The 16131-nt window shown below is 72.6% G+C and carries 14 protein-coding genes and 1 pseudogene; 12 read left to right on the top strand and 3 right to left on the bottom strand.

The window, feature by feature from the left end:
• Nucleotides 1–540 precede the first annotated feature (540 nt).
• Together ACWGIU_RS09625 and ACWGIU_RS09620 are read right to left on the bottom strand one after the other, a co-directional pair.
• Nucleotides 541–822, bottom strand: coding sequence for an Lrp/AsnC family transcriptional regulator (locus tag ACWGIU_RS09625; RefSeq protein ID WP_030013053.1), 282 nt, complete (start codon nt 820–822; stop codon nt 541–543).
• The gene (locus ACWGIU_RS09620) at nt 819–1553 is read right to left on the bottom strand and encodes a rhomboid family intramembrane serine protease (RefSeq protein ID WP_453704030.1); all 735 of its coding nucleotides are present in this window, start codon (nt 1551–1553) and stop codon (nt 819–821) included. The genes ACWGIU_RS09625 and ACWGIU_RS09620 overlap by 4 nt, the downstream gene beginning before the upstream one ends.
• Before the next feature lie 124 nt (nt 1554–1677).
• Here ACWGIU_RS09620 and ACWGIU_RS09615 point away from each other — a divergent pair, with 124 nt between their 5' ends.
• The 7 genes and pseudogenes from ACWGIU_RS09615 to ACWGIU_RS09585 all read left to right on the top strand — a co-directional run bounded on the left by ACWGIU_RS09615 (nt 1678) and on the right by ACWGIU_RS09585 (nt 10108).
• The gene (locus ACWGIU_RS09615) at nt 1678–1917 is read left to right on the top strand and encodes a hypothetical protein (RefSeq protein ID WP_008738811.1); all 240 of its coding nucleotides are present in this window, start codon (nt 1678–1680) and stop codon (nt 1915–1917) included.
• Nucleotides 1918–1957: 40 nt separating this feature from the next.
• Nucleotides 1958–3322: an NYN domain-containing protein gene (locus ACWGIU_RS09610; RefSeq protein WP_453704032.1), complete on the top strand. Its 1365-nt coding sequence runs from the start codon at nt 1958–1960 to the stop codon at nt 3320–3322.
• 253 nt (nt 3323–3575) lie between these two features.
• Nucleotides 3576–4604, top strand: a complete 1029-nt coding sequence (locus ACWGIU_RS09605; protein WP_453704028.1) for an NlpC/P60 family protein — start codon at nt 3576–3578, stop codon at nt 4602–4604.
• 244 nt (nt 4605–4848) lie between these two features.
• Nucleotides 4849–5904, top strand: coding sequence for an NlpC/P60 family protein (locus ACWGIU_RS09600; protein ID WP_453704026.1), 1056 nt, complete (start codon nt 4849–4851; stop codon nt 5902–5904).
• 95 nt (nt 5905–5999) lie between these two features.
• Nucleotides 6000–7115, top strand: coding sequence for a hypothetical protein (locus ACWGIU_RS09595; protein ID WP_453704024.1), 1116 nt, complete (start codon nt 6000–6002; stop codon nt 7113–7115).
• A gap of 23 nt (nt 7116–7138) precedes the next feature.
• Nucleotides 7139–8281 carry a glycosyltransferase family 4 protein gene (locus tag ACWGIU_RS09590; RefSeq protein ID WP_453704022.1) on the top strand — a complete coding sequence of 381 codons (1143 nt, stop codon included), beginning with the start codon at nt 7139–7141 and terminating at the stop codon, nt 8279–8281.
• Between the two features lie 211 nt (nt 8282–8492).
• Nucleotides 8493–10108: pseudogene (locus ACWGIU_RS09585) on the top strand (GMC oxidoreductase).
• Between the two features lie 64 nt (nt 10109–10172).
• Here the strand turns inward: ACWGIU_RS09585 and ACWGIU_RS09580 are convergent.
• Nucleotides 10173–11969 carry an AMP-dependent synthetase/ligase gene (locus ACWGIU_RS09580; RefSeq protein ID WP_453704020.1) on the bottom strand — a complete coding sequence of 599 codons (1797 nt, stop codon included), beginning with the start codon at nt 11967–11969 and terminating at the stop codon, nt 10173–10175.
• A gap of 382 nt (nt 11970–12351) precedes the next feature.
• On the opposite strand from ACWGIU_RS09580, the gene ACWGIU_RS09575 reads away from it, so the two are divergent.
• The 5 genes from ACWGIU_RS09575 to ACWGIU_RS09555 form a co-directional block, all read left to right on the top strand.
• On the top strand, nt 12352–13101 hold the full coding sequence (locus tag ACWGIU_RS09575) for a metallophosphoesterase family protein (RefSeq protein WP_453704018.1): 750 nt from the start codon (nt 12352–12354) through the stop codon (nt 13099–13101).
• A gap of 163 nt (nt 13102–13264) precedes the next feature.
• Nucleotides 13265–13705: an SRPBCC family protein gene (locus ACWGIU_RS09570; RefSeq protein ID WP_453704016.1), complete on the top strand. Its 441-nt coding sequence runs from the start codon at nt 13265–13267 to the stop codon at nt 13703–13705.
• 121 nt (nt 13706–13826) lie between these two features.
• Entirely contained in the window at nt 13827–14984 is a 1158-nt protein-coding gene (locus ACWGIU_RS09565; RefSeq protein ID WP_453704014.1) for an ArsA family ATPase, read from the top strand.
• 78 nt (nt 14985–15062) lie between these two features.
• The gene (locus ACWGIU_RS09560; RefSeq protein ID WP_453704012.1) at nt 15063–15527 is read left to right on the top strand and encodes a DUF5304 domain-containing protein; all 465 of its coding nucleotides are present in this window, start codon (nt 15063–15065) and stop codon (nt 15525–15527) included.
• 61 nt (nt 15528–15588) lie between these two features.
• The coding region (locus ACWGIU_RS09555) for an ROK family glucokinase (protein ID WP_453704010.1) at nt 15589–16131 on the top strand (543 nt) is incomplete at its 3' end.

Below are 16131 nucleotides of genomic sequence, written 5' to 3'. Positions count from 1 at the left end.
CCGGGTCGCGCCTCGTCCTGCGGGGACCCTCCTGCGTGTCCCCGCCCCACGGCAGGGCTTCGACACCACGGCCGAGGGGTGGGGGGACGGGGTGGGGTGTCCCCGCAGGACGAGCGCGTCCCCCGCCCCACAACCGAGACCAGCCCGCCACGCGCGAGCCGAGGAGACACCCCCCACCCATCGAGACACGGGCCCGCAATTCCAGCCCCGCCGGCGATTGAGGCGCGGGTCCGGGCGGAGCCCGGCACGGAGTCCGGGCGCGCCGCACGCCACCGAGCACCCCGCCACGGCATCCCCGCCGCCCTTCAAGGCACCGGTCCGCAATTCCAGCCCCGCCGGCGTTTGAGGCGGAGCCCGGCACGGAGTCCGGCCGCGCCGCACGCCACCGAGCCGCCCGCAGGGCTACCCCCACGGATCCGGCCGCGCCGCAGAGCACCCGGTCCCACCGGAGCACCGCCGGGCCGCCCGCACCGCACCCCGCCCGGCAAGGGCACAGCCGCACACCGCCGAGCACCCCGCAGGGGCACGGCACGGCAGGGGCTACGCGTCCAGGCCGATCGCGAAGGCGGCTTCCAGGTCGTGCTGCGAGTACGTGCGGAAGGCCACGTGCGTGTCCGTCGCCTCGACGCCCGGGATCTTGCTGATGCGGCCGGGGATGATGTCCGCCAGGTTCTCGTGGCGGGCCACGCGGACCAGCGCGATCAGGTCGTACGTCCCCGTGACCGAGTAGACCTCGCTGACGTTTTCGAGGGCGGCGATGGACTCGGCGATCTCGGGGATGCGGTCCACGCTGGTCTTGATGAGCACGATCGCGGTGATCACGGCTGGCTGTCTCCCTCGGTGGCCGTCGCTGGTCGCCTCACTCTAGTCGTACCCCGATATCGGGCCCATGCGTAGAGGAAGCCGAGCGAGAAGCCCACCAGATGGGCCAGATAGGCCACCCCCGGCCCGCTGCCGGCCCGCTGCGCCGCCACCCATTGGAGGGCGAACCAGAACAGCAGCACGATCCACGCCGGGAAGCGCAGCGGCAGGAAGAAGAGGAACGGGAACAGGCTCGTCACCCTCGCCCGCGGGAGCAGGAAGAGGAACGCGCCCAGCACGGCCGAGATGGCGCCGGACGCCCCGACCAGCGTTTGCGGGGAGCCCGCGTTGGCCGCCGCGTACGCCGTCATCGCCAGGTAACCCGTACAGAGGTAGAAGACGAGAAACGCGGGGCGGCCCATCCGTTCCTCCGCCATCGCGCCGAAAACGTACAAAAACAGCATGTTCCCGAGCAGATGCAGCCAGCTGCCGTGGACGAACAGCGCGGTGAGCGGGGTCAGCCAGGCGCGGGGGCTGCCCGTGAACAGCTCGTCCGGGACCACGCCCCAGCGCCGGAAGTAGTCCGTGCCGGTGGACAGGAGCTCTTCCCCCGTCCCGTAGCCCGGGTTGAGCCCCGAGGCCGGCCCGAGTACGAACACCACGGCGCAGCCCGCGATCAGCGCATGGGTGACCACGGGTCCCCGGGCGGCCTCGCGAACGGTCCGCCACCTTACGATCATGTGACAGAGCATGACGCAAGGGGGCCCACCTGAAGCGGTGGCAGGCCGTAGGGTTACGAGCTGCGGTCCGCAGGACGACGCATACGGCGGCGCGGGCGGCTTTAATTGAATCAGCTACGAAGGAGAGAGCGGCCTGATGACGGTTCCCCTGCCGACCGACACCACCCGGTGGCGCTGCACCCTGTGCGGCAACCTCACGCGCTTCGACGTGACCCGTTCGTCGAAGGTCGTGGAGTACGTCCACCTGGACCTCGCCGGGGAGCCCAAGGTCGAGGAACGCGAGGTGGTCAATGAGACCATCGAGTCGGTCCGCTGTCGCTGGTGCAACGCGGTGGACCAGATCGAACTCGTGGACAGGCCGGGCGCGGACTCCTGACGGAGACGCACCCACAGGAAGATCACGGTAGGGGTGACGGATTGTGGAGCCAGCAAGCGGCGCTGAGCCGGCCGACGCGGCCGGCGACGCCGCCGAGGCGCTCGACCACCCGCTGCCGGAAGGCGTGCGGCGCCGGGTCGTCGCGCTCGTCTCGGACGCCTTCGGCGGACTGACGGTCGCGGACCTCCCGGCACAGCTGCGCCAGTACGCCCGTTTCACCGCGACCCGGCGCGCCAAGTTCGCGGGCAACGCCATGGCCGCGGCGGTCGAGACCGACGCCGTGTTCCGCAACAGGGTCGCCGAGAAGCTGCGCGAGGCGCAGGCCGATCTGGCCGCCGCGCTGGAGGCCGGCGCGCCCCCGGCCGCGGCGGATCCGCTGGACGTGGCGGCCGCGGCGTTCGTCCTGCGGCCGGCCGGCTGGGTCAAGCTGGTGGCCGCCGCGGGCGAGGAGGCGCAGCGCGCCGACGCCGAGCGGGTCGGTGAGGAGACCCGGCGCGAGCTGGAGCGGCTGCGCGAGGAGCTCGCCCACGTACGGGAACTGCAGCGCACGGGCGGTGAGCAGGTCCGGGTCGAGCTGGATGCGGTCCGCAAGGAAGCGGAATCGCTACAGCGTAAGCTGCGCAGCGCCCTCAGCGACGTCAAGCGGGGTGACGCGGCCCTGCGCAAGGTGAATGCGGAGATCGACGGGATCCGCGGTGACGCGTCCGCTCGGGTGGCCGCCGCCGAGAGTGAGACCCGGCGGCTCAAGTCCCGTCTCGCGGAGGTGGAGACGGCCCTGGAGACCTCGCGCCGGGCCACCCGGGAGGGGCGCAGCATCGAGGACATGCGGCTGCGGCTGCTGCTGGACACCGTGCTGGACGCGGCCCAGGGGCTGCGCCGGGAGCTGGCCCTGCCGCCGGTGAACACCCGTCCCGCCGACACGGTGGACGCGGTGGAGCCGGGCCGCATGACGCCGAAGGACATCGCGGCCCGGGCCCTCTCGGAGACCGATCCGGCTCTGTTGGACCAGTTGTTGGCGCTGCCTCAGGCCCATCTGGTGGTCGACGGCTACAACGTGACCAAGACGGGCTATCCGACGATGCCGCTGGAGAAGCAGCGGCTGCGGCTGCTGGGCGGTCTGTCGATGCTGGCCGCGCAGACGGGCGCGGAGATGACCTGTGTCTTCGACGGCGCGGAGCTGGCGGCGCCGGTGCTGCTCGCGCCGCCGCGCGGGGTACGGGTGCTGTTCTCCAAGGCCGGGGTGACGGCGGACGAGCTGATCCGCCAGCTGGTGCGCGCGGAGCCGCCCGGCAGGCCGGTGGTCGTGGTCTCCACGGACCGGGAGGTCGCCGACGGGGTGGCCAAGGCGGGTGCGCGGCCCGTGACGTCCGCTTTGTTGCTGAAGCGGCTTTCGCGCGTTTCGTAACTCCTCGTCCTGATGCCCGAATTGATAGGACTCGCGGGGGACGCACCGTCAAGTGACCTGCACAGAGCGTGCGCTGCAGGTAAAGAACCTGGTGGGGGACCGAAATTTTTCCCGGCAGGATTTGAACTGATCACAGCTGGGTCACTAGGGTCTGGTCAAACCTTCGTGCGGTAGATCACTCATTCGGGGTGGCAGCGAAGGTGCTGCCGAGTTGCGTTCTTCGGCGGCTCCCAGGAAGAAGGAGCTCGCCTTCGTGGCGTCCCACCGTCGACCCAAGCAGCCGAACCGCGCTCGTGTGACCGTGCTCACCTCGGTCGCGGCCGCGGCCGTCGCCCTCACCGCGCAGAGCGCCTCCGCCGCGCCGGCGAAGCCGAGCAAGGACGAGGTCAAGAGCCAGGTCGACGCGCTCTACGAAGAGGCGGAGCAGGCCACCGAGAAGTTCAACGGGGCCAAGGAGCGCCAGGACAAGCTGGAGAAGGAGATAGGCCAGCTCCAGGACCAGGTCGCGCGCGGCCAGGGCGAACTCAACGACCTGCGCAGCACGCTCGGTTCGATGGCCAGCGCCCAGTACCGCAGTGGCGGGATCGACCCCTCCCTCGCGCTCCTCCTCTCCGAGGACCCCGACAGCTACCTCGACAAGGCCTCCTCCGTGGAGCACCTGAGCGCCAAGCAGGTCGAGGGAGTCCAGCGGATCCAGGACAAGCAGCGCACCCTCGCGCAGCAGCGCCAGGAGGCCGCCGGCAAGCTCGCCGACCTCGACGCCACCCGCAAGGAGCTCGGCGAGAAGAAGAAGGTCTCCACCGAGAAGCTCGCCGCGGCCCAGGCCCTGCTCAACAGCCTGACCGCGCAGGAGCGCGCGGCCATCAAGGACGAGGACACGCGCGCCAGCCGCGCCGACAGCCAGCGCGTCGACCTCGGCAACGTCAAGGCCTCCGGCCGCGCCGGAGCCGCCCTCGAAGCCGCCAAGACGAAGCTGGGCTTCACCTACCAGTCCGGTGGCACGGGGCCCAACGTCTACGACTGCTCCGGCCTCACGCAGTGGGCCTACAAGCAGGCGGGCGTCAACATCAGCCGCACCACCTTCACCCAGGTGAACGACGGCACCCGCATCGGCCGCAGCCAGCTCCAGCCCGGTGACCTTGTCTTCTTCTACGACGACCTGCACCACGTCGGCCTGTACGCCGGCAACAACATGACGCTGCACGCCTCGAACCCGCGCAGCGGCATCAAGTACGAGTCCATGGACAACATGCCGTTCCAGTTCGGCGTCCGGGTCGGCTGATCCGCTCCGCCCCGCGGCCCCGGACGCGCCCGACACCGCCCATCCGGGCGAATTCCCGGGCCTGCGTCTGACCACACGCCCCGCCGGTGACCTGCGTCTCCTGCGGGGCGTCGGCATGTGCGCCCGCCGGTGGTCGTTGGCCGGTGCGTGGTGGCGCCGCTACTGTCTGCCAGCGCGGAACCCGGCACACGGCCGTCCACCCGGGCGGACCCGGGCCCCGCGCAGCGGAAGGGAGCGGTTTCACGTGGCGTCCCATCGCCGGGCCGGGCTCGGCAGCCTCGACCGGAACACGAAGGTCACCGTCCTCACCGCCGCCGCGGTCACGGCCGCGGTCGCCATGACGGGCGTACCCGCGAGCGCGGCCCCCGGCCTCCCGCACGAACCCGGCGGCGGGTCGAGAACGGCCATCAGCGCCCAGGTAGACCGCCTCTTCGAGGAGGCCGAGCAGGCCACCGAACGCTTCAACGAGGCGGGCGAGAAGGCCGACCGGCTCCGCGTCGAGGTCAACCGGGCCCAGGACGCGGTGGCCCGCGCCCAGGAGCGCATCAACACCATGCGGGGCGTCCTCGGCACCTACGCCGGGGCCCAGTACCGCGGTGGCGGCATCGACCCCGCCGTCGGGCTGATGCTGGCCGAGGACCCCGACGCGTACCTGGAGCGGGCCGCCGCCCTCGACCGGCTGACCGGCCGCCAGGCCCGGCAGCTCGGCGAACTCCGTGAGGAGCAGCGCGAACTCGGCCAGGAGCGCCAGGAAGCCTCCCGCAAGCTCGCCGAACTCGACGCCCTGCGCTCCGATGTGGCCCGGCACAAGCGCTCCGTCACCGCGAAGCTCGCGGCCGCCCGGCGGCTGCTCAACGCCATGCCCTCAGGGGAGCGGGCCGACTACGAACGCTCCTCGCGCTCCGCGGGCCGCCCCGAGGGGCTCCCCGAGCTGTCCTCCCTCGGTCCCTCCTCGGGGCGTGCCGAGACCGCCGTGATGGCGGCCCGCGCCGCGGTCGGCCGACCGTACGTGTGGGGCTCCACCGGCCCCTCCGGCTTCGACTGCTCCGGGCTGATGGTCTGGTCGTACCGGCAGGCCGGGGTCTCGCTGCCGCGCACCTCGCAGGCCCAGCGGCACGCCGGCCGGCGGGTGCCGCTGTCGCAGGCCCGCCCGGGCGACCTGGTGACGTACCGCTCGGACGCCAGCCACGTCGGCATGTACGTCGGCAACGGCCAGGTGGTCCACGCCCCGTACCCCGGGGCCCGGGTCCGCTACGACCCCGTCGGGATGATGCCCGTCTCCTCGGTGACCCGCCCCTAGGGGGTCCGTAAAGTCCCGCCCGCCTGCCCTGCCCTCGGGGCGGCCGGCGCCACATTGCGGACACCCCCTGGTGCACCCGTGCGTACGATCGTCGGATGTCCCCCCTCCGCCGGTCCCTCGTACGCGTGCTGCCGCTCCTGCTCAGCGCGCTGCTCGCCGGGTGCGGGGTGCCCGCACCGCGGGACGGCGCAGAGCGGGACATCCGGGAGGCCGTCGCCGACTGGTCGCGTACGCCGCCCCCGCAGCTCGCGGGGATCCCGCTGGAGGGATGGGCGTACGAGGTCTCGGCGGTCCGGCGCGACGGCGCCGGTGCCACCGCCCGGGCCGAGCTGCGCTACCGGCTGAGCGGCTACGACGCGGCCGCGGGTGGCTCGGCCCGCGAGGTGCGCCTCACGCGGGACGGCGGGCGGTGGCACGTCTCCGGCGACGGGGCAGCGCCCGGCGCCTTGCCGCAGCTCTGGGACCAGGGCCCGGTGACGGTGGTCCGCGGGGCGCACTCGCTGGTGCTGGGCGTCGGGCAGGAGGCGGGGACGCTGTCCTCGATCGCGGCGGAGGCCGACCGGGCGGTGCCCGCGGCGAGCGCCGCCTGGCCGGGGCCCTGGGCGGGCCGGGCCGTGGTGCTGGTCCCCGGATCACTGGAGCGGATGGCGGAGCTGCTGGGCCGCCCGGCCGCCGAGTACCGGGGCATGGGGGCCGTCACCACCGGCCGGGTGGGCGCGGCGCCCGCCCCCGCCGACCGGGTCGTCGTGAACCCGCAGGGGTGGGCGGAGCTCAGCTCGGCGGGCCGCGGGGTCATCCTGACCCACGAGGTCAGCCATGTGGCCACCCGGGCGGCGACCACCGCCACCACCCCGCTGTGGCTCTCCGAGGGCTTCGCGGACTGGGCGGCCTACCGTGGCACCCCGGCCGCCCCGGAGCAGGCCGCCCCGGCGCTGGCCCGGGCCGTACGGCGGGGCGAGGTGCCGGGCACGCTGCCCCGGTCGGAGGACTTCGCCTTCGGCGGCGACCCGGAGGCATTGGCCAGGGCCTACGAGGGCGCCTGGCTGGCCTGCCGGCTGATCGCGGGGAGATGGGGCGAGGCGGCGCTCGTGGACCTGTACGGGAGGGCCGGGCGCCAGCCGTGGCCGACGGCGGTGCGCGAGGCCCTCGGAGCGGACCCGGAGGCATTGACGAAGGACTGGCAGGAGGCCCTGCGGGCGGAGTTCCGCTGAGGGCGTCCGGTACGTTGGCAGCGATGCACAAGACGCTGATCGTGACCAACGACTTCCCGCCGCGACCGGGCGGCATCCAGGCCTTCCTGCACAACATGGCGCTACGGCTGGATCCCGACCGGATCGTCGTCTACGCCTCCACCTGGAAGCACAGCGCGGAGGGCCGCGAGGCCACCGCGGCCTTCGACGCGGAGCAGCCGTTCCAGGTGATCCGCGACCGTACGACCATGCTGCTGCCGACCCCGCGCGTGACGCGGCGGTCGGTCGGTCTGCTGCGCGAACACGGCTGCGAGTCCGTGTGGTTCGGGGCGGCGGCCCCGCTCGGACTGATGGGCCCCGCGCTGCGGCGGGCGGGTGCGCGGCGGATCGTGGCGACCACCCACGGGCACGAGGCGGGCTGGGCCCAGCTGCCGGCCGCGCGGCAGCTGCTGCGCCGGATCGGCGAGGGCACCGACACACTGACCTACCTGGGGGAGTACACGCGCTCGCGGATCGCCTCGGCGGTGACGGACCGGGCGGCGGCCCGGATGGCGCAACTCCCTCCGGGGGTGGACGAGAAGACCTTCCACCCGGGGTCGGGCGGGGCCGAGGTCCGGGACCGGCTCGGGCTGACGGACCGGCCGGTGGTCGTCTGCGTTTCCCGGCTGGTGCCGCGCAAGGGTCAGGACACGCTGATCGAGGCGATGCCGCGCATCCTGGCGGCGGTGCCCGACGCGGTGCTGCTGATCGTGGGCGGCGGCCCGTACGAGGCCGACCTCCGGCAGCTGGCCGTCTCCACGGGGGTCGCGGACTCCGTGGTCTTCACCGGAGCCGTTCCGTGGTCGGAACTCCCGGCCCACTACGGTGCGGGTGATGTCTTCGCCATGCCGTGCCGGACCCGCCGGGGCGGGCTGGACGTGGAGGGGCTCGGCATCGTCTACCTGGAGGCCTCGGCCACCGGCCTGCCGGTGGTCGCGGGCGACTCCGGCGGAGCGCCGGACGCGGTGCTGGACGGCGAGACGGGCTGGGTCGTGCGGGGCGGGTCCCCCGAGGACGCGGCGGACCGGATCGTCACCTTGCTGAAGGACCCCGAACTGCGGGCGCGGATGGGCGCCGCCGGCCGTGCGTGGGTCGAGGACCGCTGGCGCTGGGACCTCTTGGCGGAACGCCTGCGCGAGCTGCTGTAGACGACGCCCGTGCCGCGCCGCCCGGCGGGACTGAAATCGTCAGCCGGCGTCGGCGAGATCCAGCCTCTCCGGCGCGTGAGGAGCGGGGTTCCGGGCGGAGCCCGGCAGCCGAGCCGCCGGCGAGGGACGGCGCAGCCATGTCCGACTGTCTCTCAGATGCCTGTCAAGACGGCGTCTGGCCGGAAGGCTGGATTCCGCCCATGATGCGGCCATGACATCCAATCTGACGCGCCGTCAAATGCTCGGCCTCGGCGCCCTCTCGACCGCCGCCGCACTCGGCTTCACCCGGATCTCGGTCGCTTCCGCCGCGGCCGTGGAGCCCGCCGCCGCCCAGTACGCACCCGCCATCGTCGTCGGCTCCGGCTACGGATCCGCCGTCGCCGCCCTGCGGCTCGGGCAGGCGGGCGTACGTACCGTCGTGCTGGAGATGGGCCGGCTCTGGGACACCCCCGGGACCGACGGCAAGGTCTTTCCGTCCACCTCCGCCCCCGACCAGCGCTCCATGTGGTTCCGCAACCGCACCGAGGCCCCGCTCGCCCAGTTTCTCTGGCTCGACGTGGTCAACCGCGACATCAGCCCCTACCCCGGCGTCCTCGACCGCGTGAACTACGGCGACATGTCCGTGTACGTCGGCCGCGGGGTCGGCGGCGGATCGCTCGTCAACGGCGGCATGGCCCCCACGCCCCGGCGCTCGTACTTCTCCGAGGTACTGCCCCAGGTCGACGCCGACGAGATGTACGGCACGTACTACCCCCGCGCCCGCGCCATGCTCGGGGTGAACGACATCGACCCGGCCTGGTTCGAATCCACCGAGTGGTACCGCTTCGCCCGGATCTCCCGCAAGCACGCCCAGAACACCGGGCTGAAGACCGTCTTCGTCCCCAACGTCTACGACTTCGCGTACATGAAACGCGAGGCGGCCGGTACCGCCCCCGCTCGGCCCTGGCCGGCGAGGTCATCTACGGCAACAACCACGGCAAGAAGAGCGTCGACAAGACCTACCTCGCCGCCGCCGTCGGCACCGGCAACGTCACCATCGAGACCATGCAGCGCGTGGTCGGCGTCCGGCCCGACCCGGCCGGGGGATACGTCCTGACGGTCCGGACGAGCGATGTCACCGGACGGGTCACCCAGGTCCGCGAACTCGGCTGCGAACAGCTCTTCCTCGGGGCCGGGAGCCTCGGGACCACCGAGATCCTGCTACGGGCCCGCGAGAGCGGGACGCTGCCCGCGCTCAGCGACAAGGTCGGGCACGGCTGGGGCCCCAACGGCAACGTCATGACCGCCCGCGCCAACCACCTGTGGGACACCGTCGGCTGCAACCAGGCCACCATGCCCGCGATGGGCATCGACGACTGGGACAACGCCTCGAACCCGGTCTTCGCCGAGATCGCCCCGCTCCCCATGGGCATCGAGCACTGGATCTCGATGTACCTGGCCATCACGAAGAACCGGGAGCGCGGGCACTTCACCTACGACGCGGTCACCGACTCCGCCCGGCTCGACTGGCGGCGGGACCAGAACACGCCCTCGGTCGACGCGGCGAAGAACCTCTTCGACCGCATCAACCGGCGGAACTTCACGATGTACCGGTACGACCTCTTCGGCGAGAACAAGGCCTTCGCCGACAACTTCACCTACCACCCGCTCGGCGGCTGCGTCCTCGGGGACGCCACCGACGGCTACGGGCGGGCCAAGGGCTACCAGGGGCTGTACGTGGTCGACAGCTCCCTGATCCCCGGATCGCTCGGCGTGAACCCCTTCGTGACCATCACCGCCCTCGCCGAGCGGAACATGGCCAGGATCCTCGCCGAGGACCCCCGGTAGGGGAGCGGCCCGGTGCCGCAACCCGGCAGACCTTCCCGGCCACCGCACCGGCCGCGGTACAGCACTAGCCGCGGTACAGCGCCTCGATCTCGTCCGCGAAGTCCTTGGCCACCACATTGCGCTTCAGCTTCAGCGACGGCGTGATGTGCCCCGACTCCTCCGTGAACTGGGAGGGCAGAATGCGGAATTTCCGCACCGATTCCGCCTTGGAAACCGCCGAGTTGCCGTCGTCCACGGCCTTCTGTACGGCGGCGATCAGCTCCGCGTCCTCGCGCAGTTCCGCCGCCGTCACACCGGCCGGCTTGCCGTTCTCCGCGGCCCACCGGCCGAGGAACTCCTCGTCGATGGTGACCAGCGCCGCCACGAAGGGCCGCGCGTCGCCCACCACCATGCACTCCGCGACCAGCGCGTGCGCGCGGATCCGGTCCTCGATCACGGCCGGCGCGACGTTCTTGCCGCCCGCCGTGACGATGAGTTCCTTCTTGCGGCCGGTGATCGCGAGGTAGCCGTCCTCGTCGAGGGTGCCGACGTCGCCGGTGTGGAACCAGCCGTCGGTCAGCGCCTCGGCGGTCGCCGTCTCGTTCTTCCAGTACTCCTTGAAGATGTGCTCGCCGTGCAGCAGCACCTCGCCGTCGTCCGCGATGCGCACCACGGAGCCGGGCAGCGGCTGGCCGACCGTACCGATCTTCGTCTTGTCCCACGGGTTGAAAGCCGTGGCCGCACAGGACTCGGTGAGGCCGTAGCCCTCCAGCACCGTGAAGCCGATGCCGCGGAAGAAGTGGCCGAGCCGCTCGCCCAGCGGGGCTCCGCCGGAGATCGCGTACTCGCCGCGCCCGCCGAGGACCGTGTGCAGCTTGCTGTAGACCAGCTTGGAGAACAGCTTGTGCTTCAGGCGCAGCCCGAAGGAGGGGCCGCCCGGGGCGTCCATCGCGCGGCTGTACGCGATCGCCGTGTCCGCCGCGGCGTCGAAGATCCTGCCCTTGCCGTCGGCCTGGGCCTTGGCGCGCGCCGAGTTGTAGACCTTCTCGAAGACGCGCGGCACACCGAGGATCAGGGTGGGGCGGAAGGACTGGAGCTCGTCCGTCAGGTTCTTGATGTCCGGTACGCAGCCCAGGCGGATCGGCGCGAGCACGGCAGCCACCTCCACCAGGCGCCCGAAGACGTGCGCGGCCGGGAGGAAGAGCAGGACCGAGCACTCGCCGGTGCGGAAGAGGGGGCTCAGGCGCTCCACCACGTTGCCGCATTCGGCGAAGAAGTTCCGGTGGGTCAGCACACAGCCCTTGGGACGGCCGGTGGTGCCCGAGGTGTAGACGATGGTGGCCGGGTCGTCGGCGCCCGCGAGGCTGCTGCGCTCCTCGACCTCGGCGTCGGAGATCTCCGCGCCGGCGGCCTTCAGCGTTTCCAGCGCGCCCTGCTCGATCTCCCAGACCTCGCGCAGCTCCGGCAGCCGGTCGCGCAGCGAGGCCACGGCCGCGCTGTGCGCCGGGCTCTCCACGATGACGGCGACGGCGCCGGAGTCACCGAGGATCCACTGGACCTGCTCGGCGGAGCTGGTCTCGTACACGGGGACGGTGACGCCGCCCGCGCTCCAGATCGCGAAGTCGAACAGCACCCACTCGTAGCGGGTGCGGGAGATGAGGGCGACCCGGTCGCCGGGCCGGATACCGGCCGCCACGAGGCCCTTGGCCGCGGCGCGGACCTCGGCGAGGAACTCCGTCGCGGTCACGTCCTGCCACCGGCCGTCGACCTTGCGGCTCATGACGGCGGTGTCTGGATGCTGAGCGGCGTTGCGGCGGATGAGATCCGTCAGGTTCCCGTCCGACGGGACCTCGTACAGGGCCGGAAGGCTGAACTCGCGCAAGACTGCTGCTCCTCTGGGCGCCATCGCCACCATGTGGACCGACCGGACGTTACCCACCGGTAGTGGGTTCCCGATAGGGGGAACCGGCCAGATGTTCCGTGCGTCACATTCTGCACTTACCCTGCCTCACCACTTACGTGCAGACAGTAGTCGACCGCCTCTGCGACTCGGAAGTAACCGCAGGTCCGGCCGCCTCTCCCAGCCCCTCTACCAGCCGCCACCCGGCGGCTCTAGGGTTGGCCGCATGGCTGGCAGCATGCGGGGACAGCAGTTCGGCACGAGCGGATCAAGCCGGGGACCAGGCCGTGGAGCAGGCCGTGGGCCGGGCCACGAGCCGGACCACGAGGCGGGCCGTGGGCCGGGCCGCACCCGGGTCCACGTCGTGAGCGACGTGCACGGCAACACCGAGGCCCTCTCCCGCGCGGGAGACGGGGCCGACGCCCTCATCTGCCTCGGCGACCTCGTGCTCTTCCTCGACTACGCCGACCACTCGCGCGGCATCTTCCCCGACCTGTTCGGCGTCGAGAACGCCGACCGCATCGTCGAGCTGCGCACCGCGCGCCGCTTCGAGGAGGCGCACGCCTTCGGCCGGCAGCTCTGGGCCGGCCTGGACCGGGACACCCTCATCGAGGGCGCCGTACGCCGTCAGTACGCACAGATGTTCGCCGCCTTCCCCACCCCCACGTACGCCACCTACGGCAACGTCGACGTCCCGGGCCTGTGGTCCGAGTACGCCGACCGCGACGGCATCACCGTCCTCGACGGCCAGCGGGTCGAGATCGGCGGCCGCGTCTTCGGCTTCGTCGGCGGCGGACTGCCCTCCCCGATGCGCACCCCCTACGAGGTGGACGTGGAGGAGTACGCCGCCAAGGTCGAGGCCCTCGGCGAGGTGGACGTGCTCTGCTCGCACATCCCGCCGGAAGTACCCGAGCTCTGCTACGACACGGTCGCCCGCCGGTTCGAACGCGGCAGCGAGGCCCTGCTCGCCGCGATCCGCCGCACCCGCCCCCGCTACGCCCTCTTCGGACACGTCCACCAGCCGCTCGCCCGGCGGATGCGCATCGGGAACACCGAGTGCGTGAACGTCGGCCACTTCGCGGCCACGGGCCGGCCCTGGGTCCTGGAATGGTAGAGATCGAGCCGCTTCCCGGCGGCCTCCCGCAGGGTGCGGGACGCACTGGAGTGGCGACGTCCGCACGCGCGGTAGCCTTCACGCGGCGGCCCCAGGCCGCACACATCCTCGAACCACCCCAGCTGCCGCTGGGAGGTACCCCCAGCCCGGAGGAGCGACCGCGATGGCGGAACACACCAGCTCAAGCATCACGATCGAGGCTGCGCCCACCGACGTGATGGCCGTGATCGCCGACTTCGCCCGTTACCCCGAGTGGACCGGCGAGGTGAAGGAGGCCGAGGTACTGGCCACCGACGCCGCAGGGCGCGCCGAAAGGGTCCGCCTGCTGCTCGACGCGGGCGCGATCAAGGACGACCACACCCTCGCCTACACCTGGAAGGGCACCGACGAGGTCAGCTGGACCCTGGACAAGTCCCAGATGCTGCGCCAGCTGGACGGCTCCTACCGGCTGACCCCCGTCGACGGCGGCAAGCGCACCGAGGTCACCTACCAGCTGACCGTCGACGTCAAGATCCCCATGCTCGGCATGATCAAGCGCAAGGCCGAGAAGGTCATCATCGACCGGGCGCTCGCGGGCCTGAAGAAGCGCGTCGAAACCGTCTGATCCCGCTTCCCTCCCGCTTCCCGCGCACCGGACGGGCCGAGGAACGCGCTGCGCGCCCCTCCGGGCCCACCGCCCGCAGGCGCGCGGCCCGCGGACCACCACCGACCCGGAGCACCCGCACATGCACACCTTGCTGATCACCGGCCCCGGCGGGGCCGGGCGGACCACCGTGGCGGCGGCCACCGCCCTCGCCGCGGCCCGCCACGGGCAGCGGGTGCTGCTGCTCTCCGGCGACATCGGCGACCCGCTCACCGCCCTGGTCGGCGACCCGGCCGCACCCGGGCTGCGGGTGGCCCGGGTGGACTCCGGCGAGGAGTTCCGTGAAGAACTCGTCGCCCTCCAGCAGCGCGGATCCGCCCTGCTCGGCCTGGTCGGGGCCCGGCCGCTGGGCGCCGAGGAGATCACCGAACTGCCCGGCGCCGAGCAGTTCGCCCTGCTCCGCGCCCTGCGGCGGGCCGCCGCCGCGCCCGGCGCCGACCTCGTCGTCGTCGACATGCCACCGCTCCACCAGAGCGTCGCCACCCTCGCCCTCCCCGCCCAGCTGCGCCGCTACCTCGCCCGGCTGCTGCCCGCCGAACGGCAGGCCGCCCGCGCCCTGCGGCCCGTACTGGCCCAGCTGGCCGGCGTACCGATGCCCGCCCGGTGGCTGTACGAGACCGCCGCCCGCTGGGACGAGGAGCTGGCCGCCGTACAGGCCGTCGTCGAGGCCGACACCACCGAGCTGAGGCTGGTCGCCGAGCCCGGCCCGGCCGCCGCCGACGCGCTGCGCCTCGGCCGGCTCGGGCTCGCCCTCCAGCAGCTGCCCGTCTCCGGCGTCGTCGCCAACCGCCTGGTCCCCCAGGACTCCGCCGACCCCTGGCTCGCCGGGCTCGCCGCCCAGCAGGAGAAGTACGCCGCCGAGTGGGCCGCCGAGCTCCCCGTGGTGCCCCTCGCCCACCTCGGCCGCGATCCGCGCGGCCCGCAGGACCTGGGGCGGCTCGCCACCGCCGGCGGGCTCGTACCCGAGGCGCCCGCACCCCGCCGGGCCTGGGCCGTCGAGGACCGGCTCGACGAGGACGGAGTGCTCGTCTGGGTGGTACCGCTGCCCGGCGCGCACAAGAGCGACCTCGACCTCGTCCGTCGCGGCGACGAGCTGCTTCTCACGGTCGGCCCCCACCGCAGGATCGTCCCGCTCCCCGGGGCGCTGCGCCGCTGCACCGTCTCGGGCGCCGCCCTCGCACAGGGGGAACTCCGCATCCGCTTCACCCCCGACCCGGGACTGTGGCCCCGTACGCGATGAACCGAGTACCCCCGTTCGGGTACCGTCGAAGGTAGTCCGTACCGCACGTCCAGCAGCAGCCGCAGGAGAGAGTCCGCCATGAGCGAGGCCACCGACCGTCCCACCGACGACGACGCCTGGGCCGGCGCCTGCGCCGAGGACCTCGCCGCCGAGCAGGAACGCCGGCGTGCGCGGGAACAGGGGGCGGCCGGCGGCACCGGCACCGCCGCCGAAGAGCTCTTCAAGCTCTTCGAAGCCGTCGCCGACAAGGTGTCCGGGCTGAACAACCCGCTGTTCGGCGTGGCCGCACACGGCGCGGTGCGCCAGATCGTCGACCAGGCCAAGACCGCCGCCAAGCCCGTCATCGAGCGCAATCCGGAGGTCTTCGACCACCTCGCGGCCGCCGGCTCCGAACTGCTCGCCGCCTACCGCTCGGCCGTCGAGGGCCACGAGCGCCGCTGGACGCGGGGCGAAACCCCGGCTCCCCGGCAGGCGGCCCACGACCGCGACCCGCGTGACGAAGGCCCCGACGACGGCCCCTCCGAGCGGATCGATCTCGACTGATCCTCCGGCAGCCTCGGGTACCGTTGGCAGTGGCGGGGTTTGACCGGAAACCGAGGGACTAATGGGACTCACCATCGGCGTCGACATCGGCGGCACGAAGATCGCGGCCGGCGTGGTCGACGAAGAGGGCACGATCCTTGAGACGTACAAGGTGCCCACCCCGCCGACCGCGGACGGAGTGACGGAGGCCATCTGCGCCGCCGTCTCCGAGGTCAGCAGCAGCCACACCATCGACGCCGTCGGCATCGGCGCCGCCGGATACGTGGACGACAAGCGCGCGACCGTACTCTTCGCGCCCAACATCAACTGGCGTCACGAGCCGCTGAAGGACAAGGTCGAGCAGCGCATCGGCCTGCCCGTCGTCGTCGAGAACGACGCGAACTGCGCGGCCTGGGGCGAATACCGCTTCGGCGCCGGCCAGGGCCACGACGACGTCATCTGCATCACGCTCGGCACCGGCCTGGGCGGCGGCATCATCATCGGCAACAAGCTGCGGCGCGGACGCTTCGGCGTCGCCGCCGAGTTCGGGCACATCCGGGTCGTCCCGGACGGCCTGCTGTGCGGCTGCGGCAGCCAGGGCTGCTGGGAGCAGTACGCCTCCGGG

The sequence above is a fragment of the Streptomyces sp. NPDC054840 genome (genome assembly GCF_053611065.1).
Note: the sequence above shows the minus strand (reverse complement) of the source record. Positions and strands in the feature narration are given on the sequence as shown.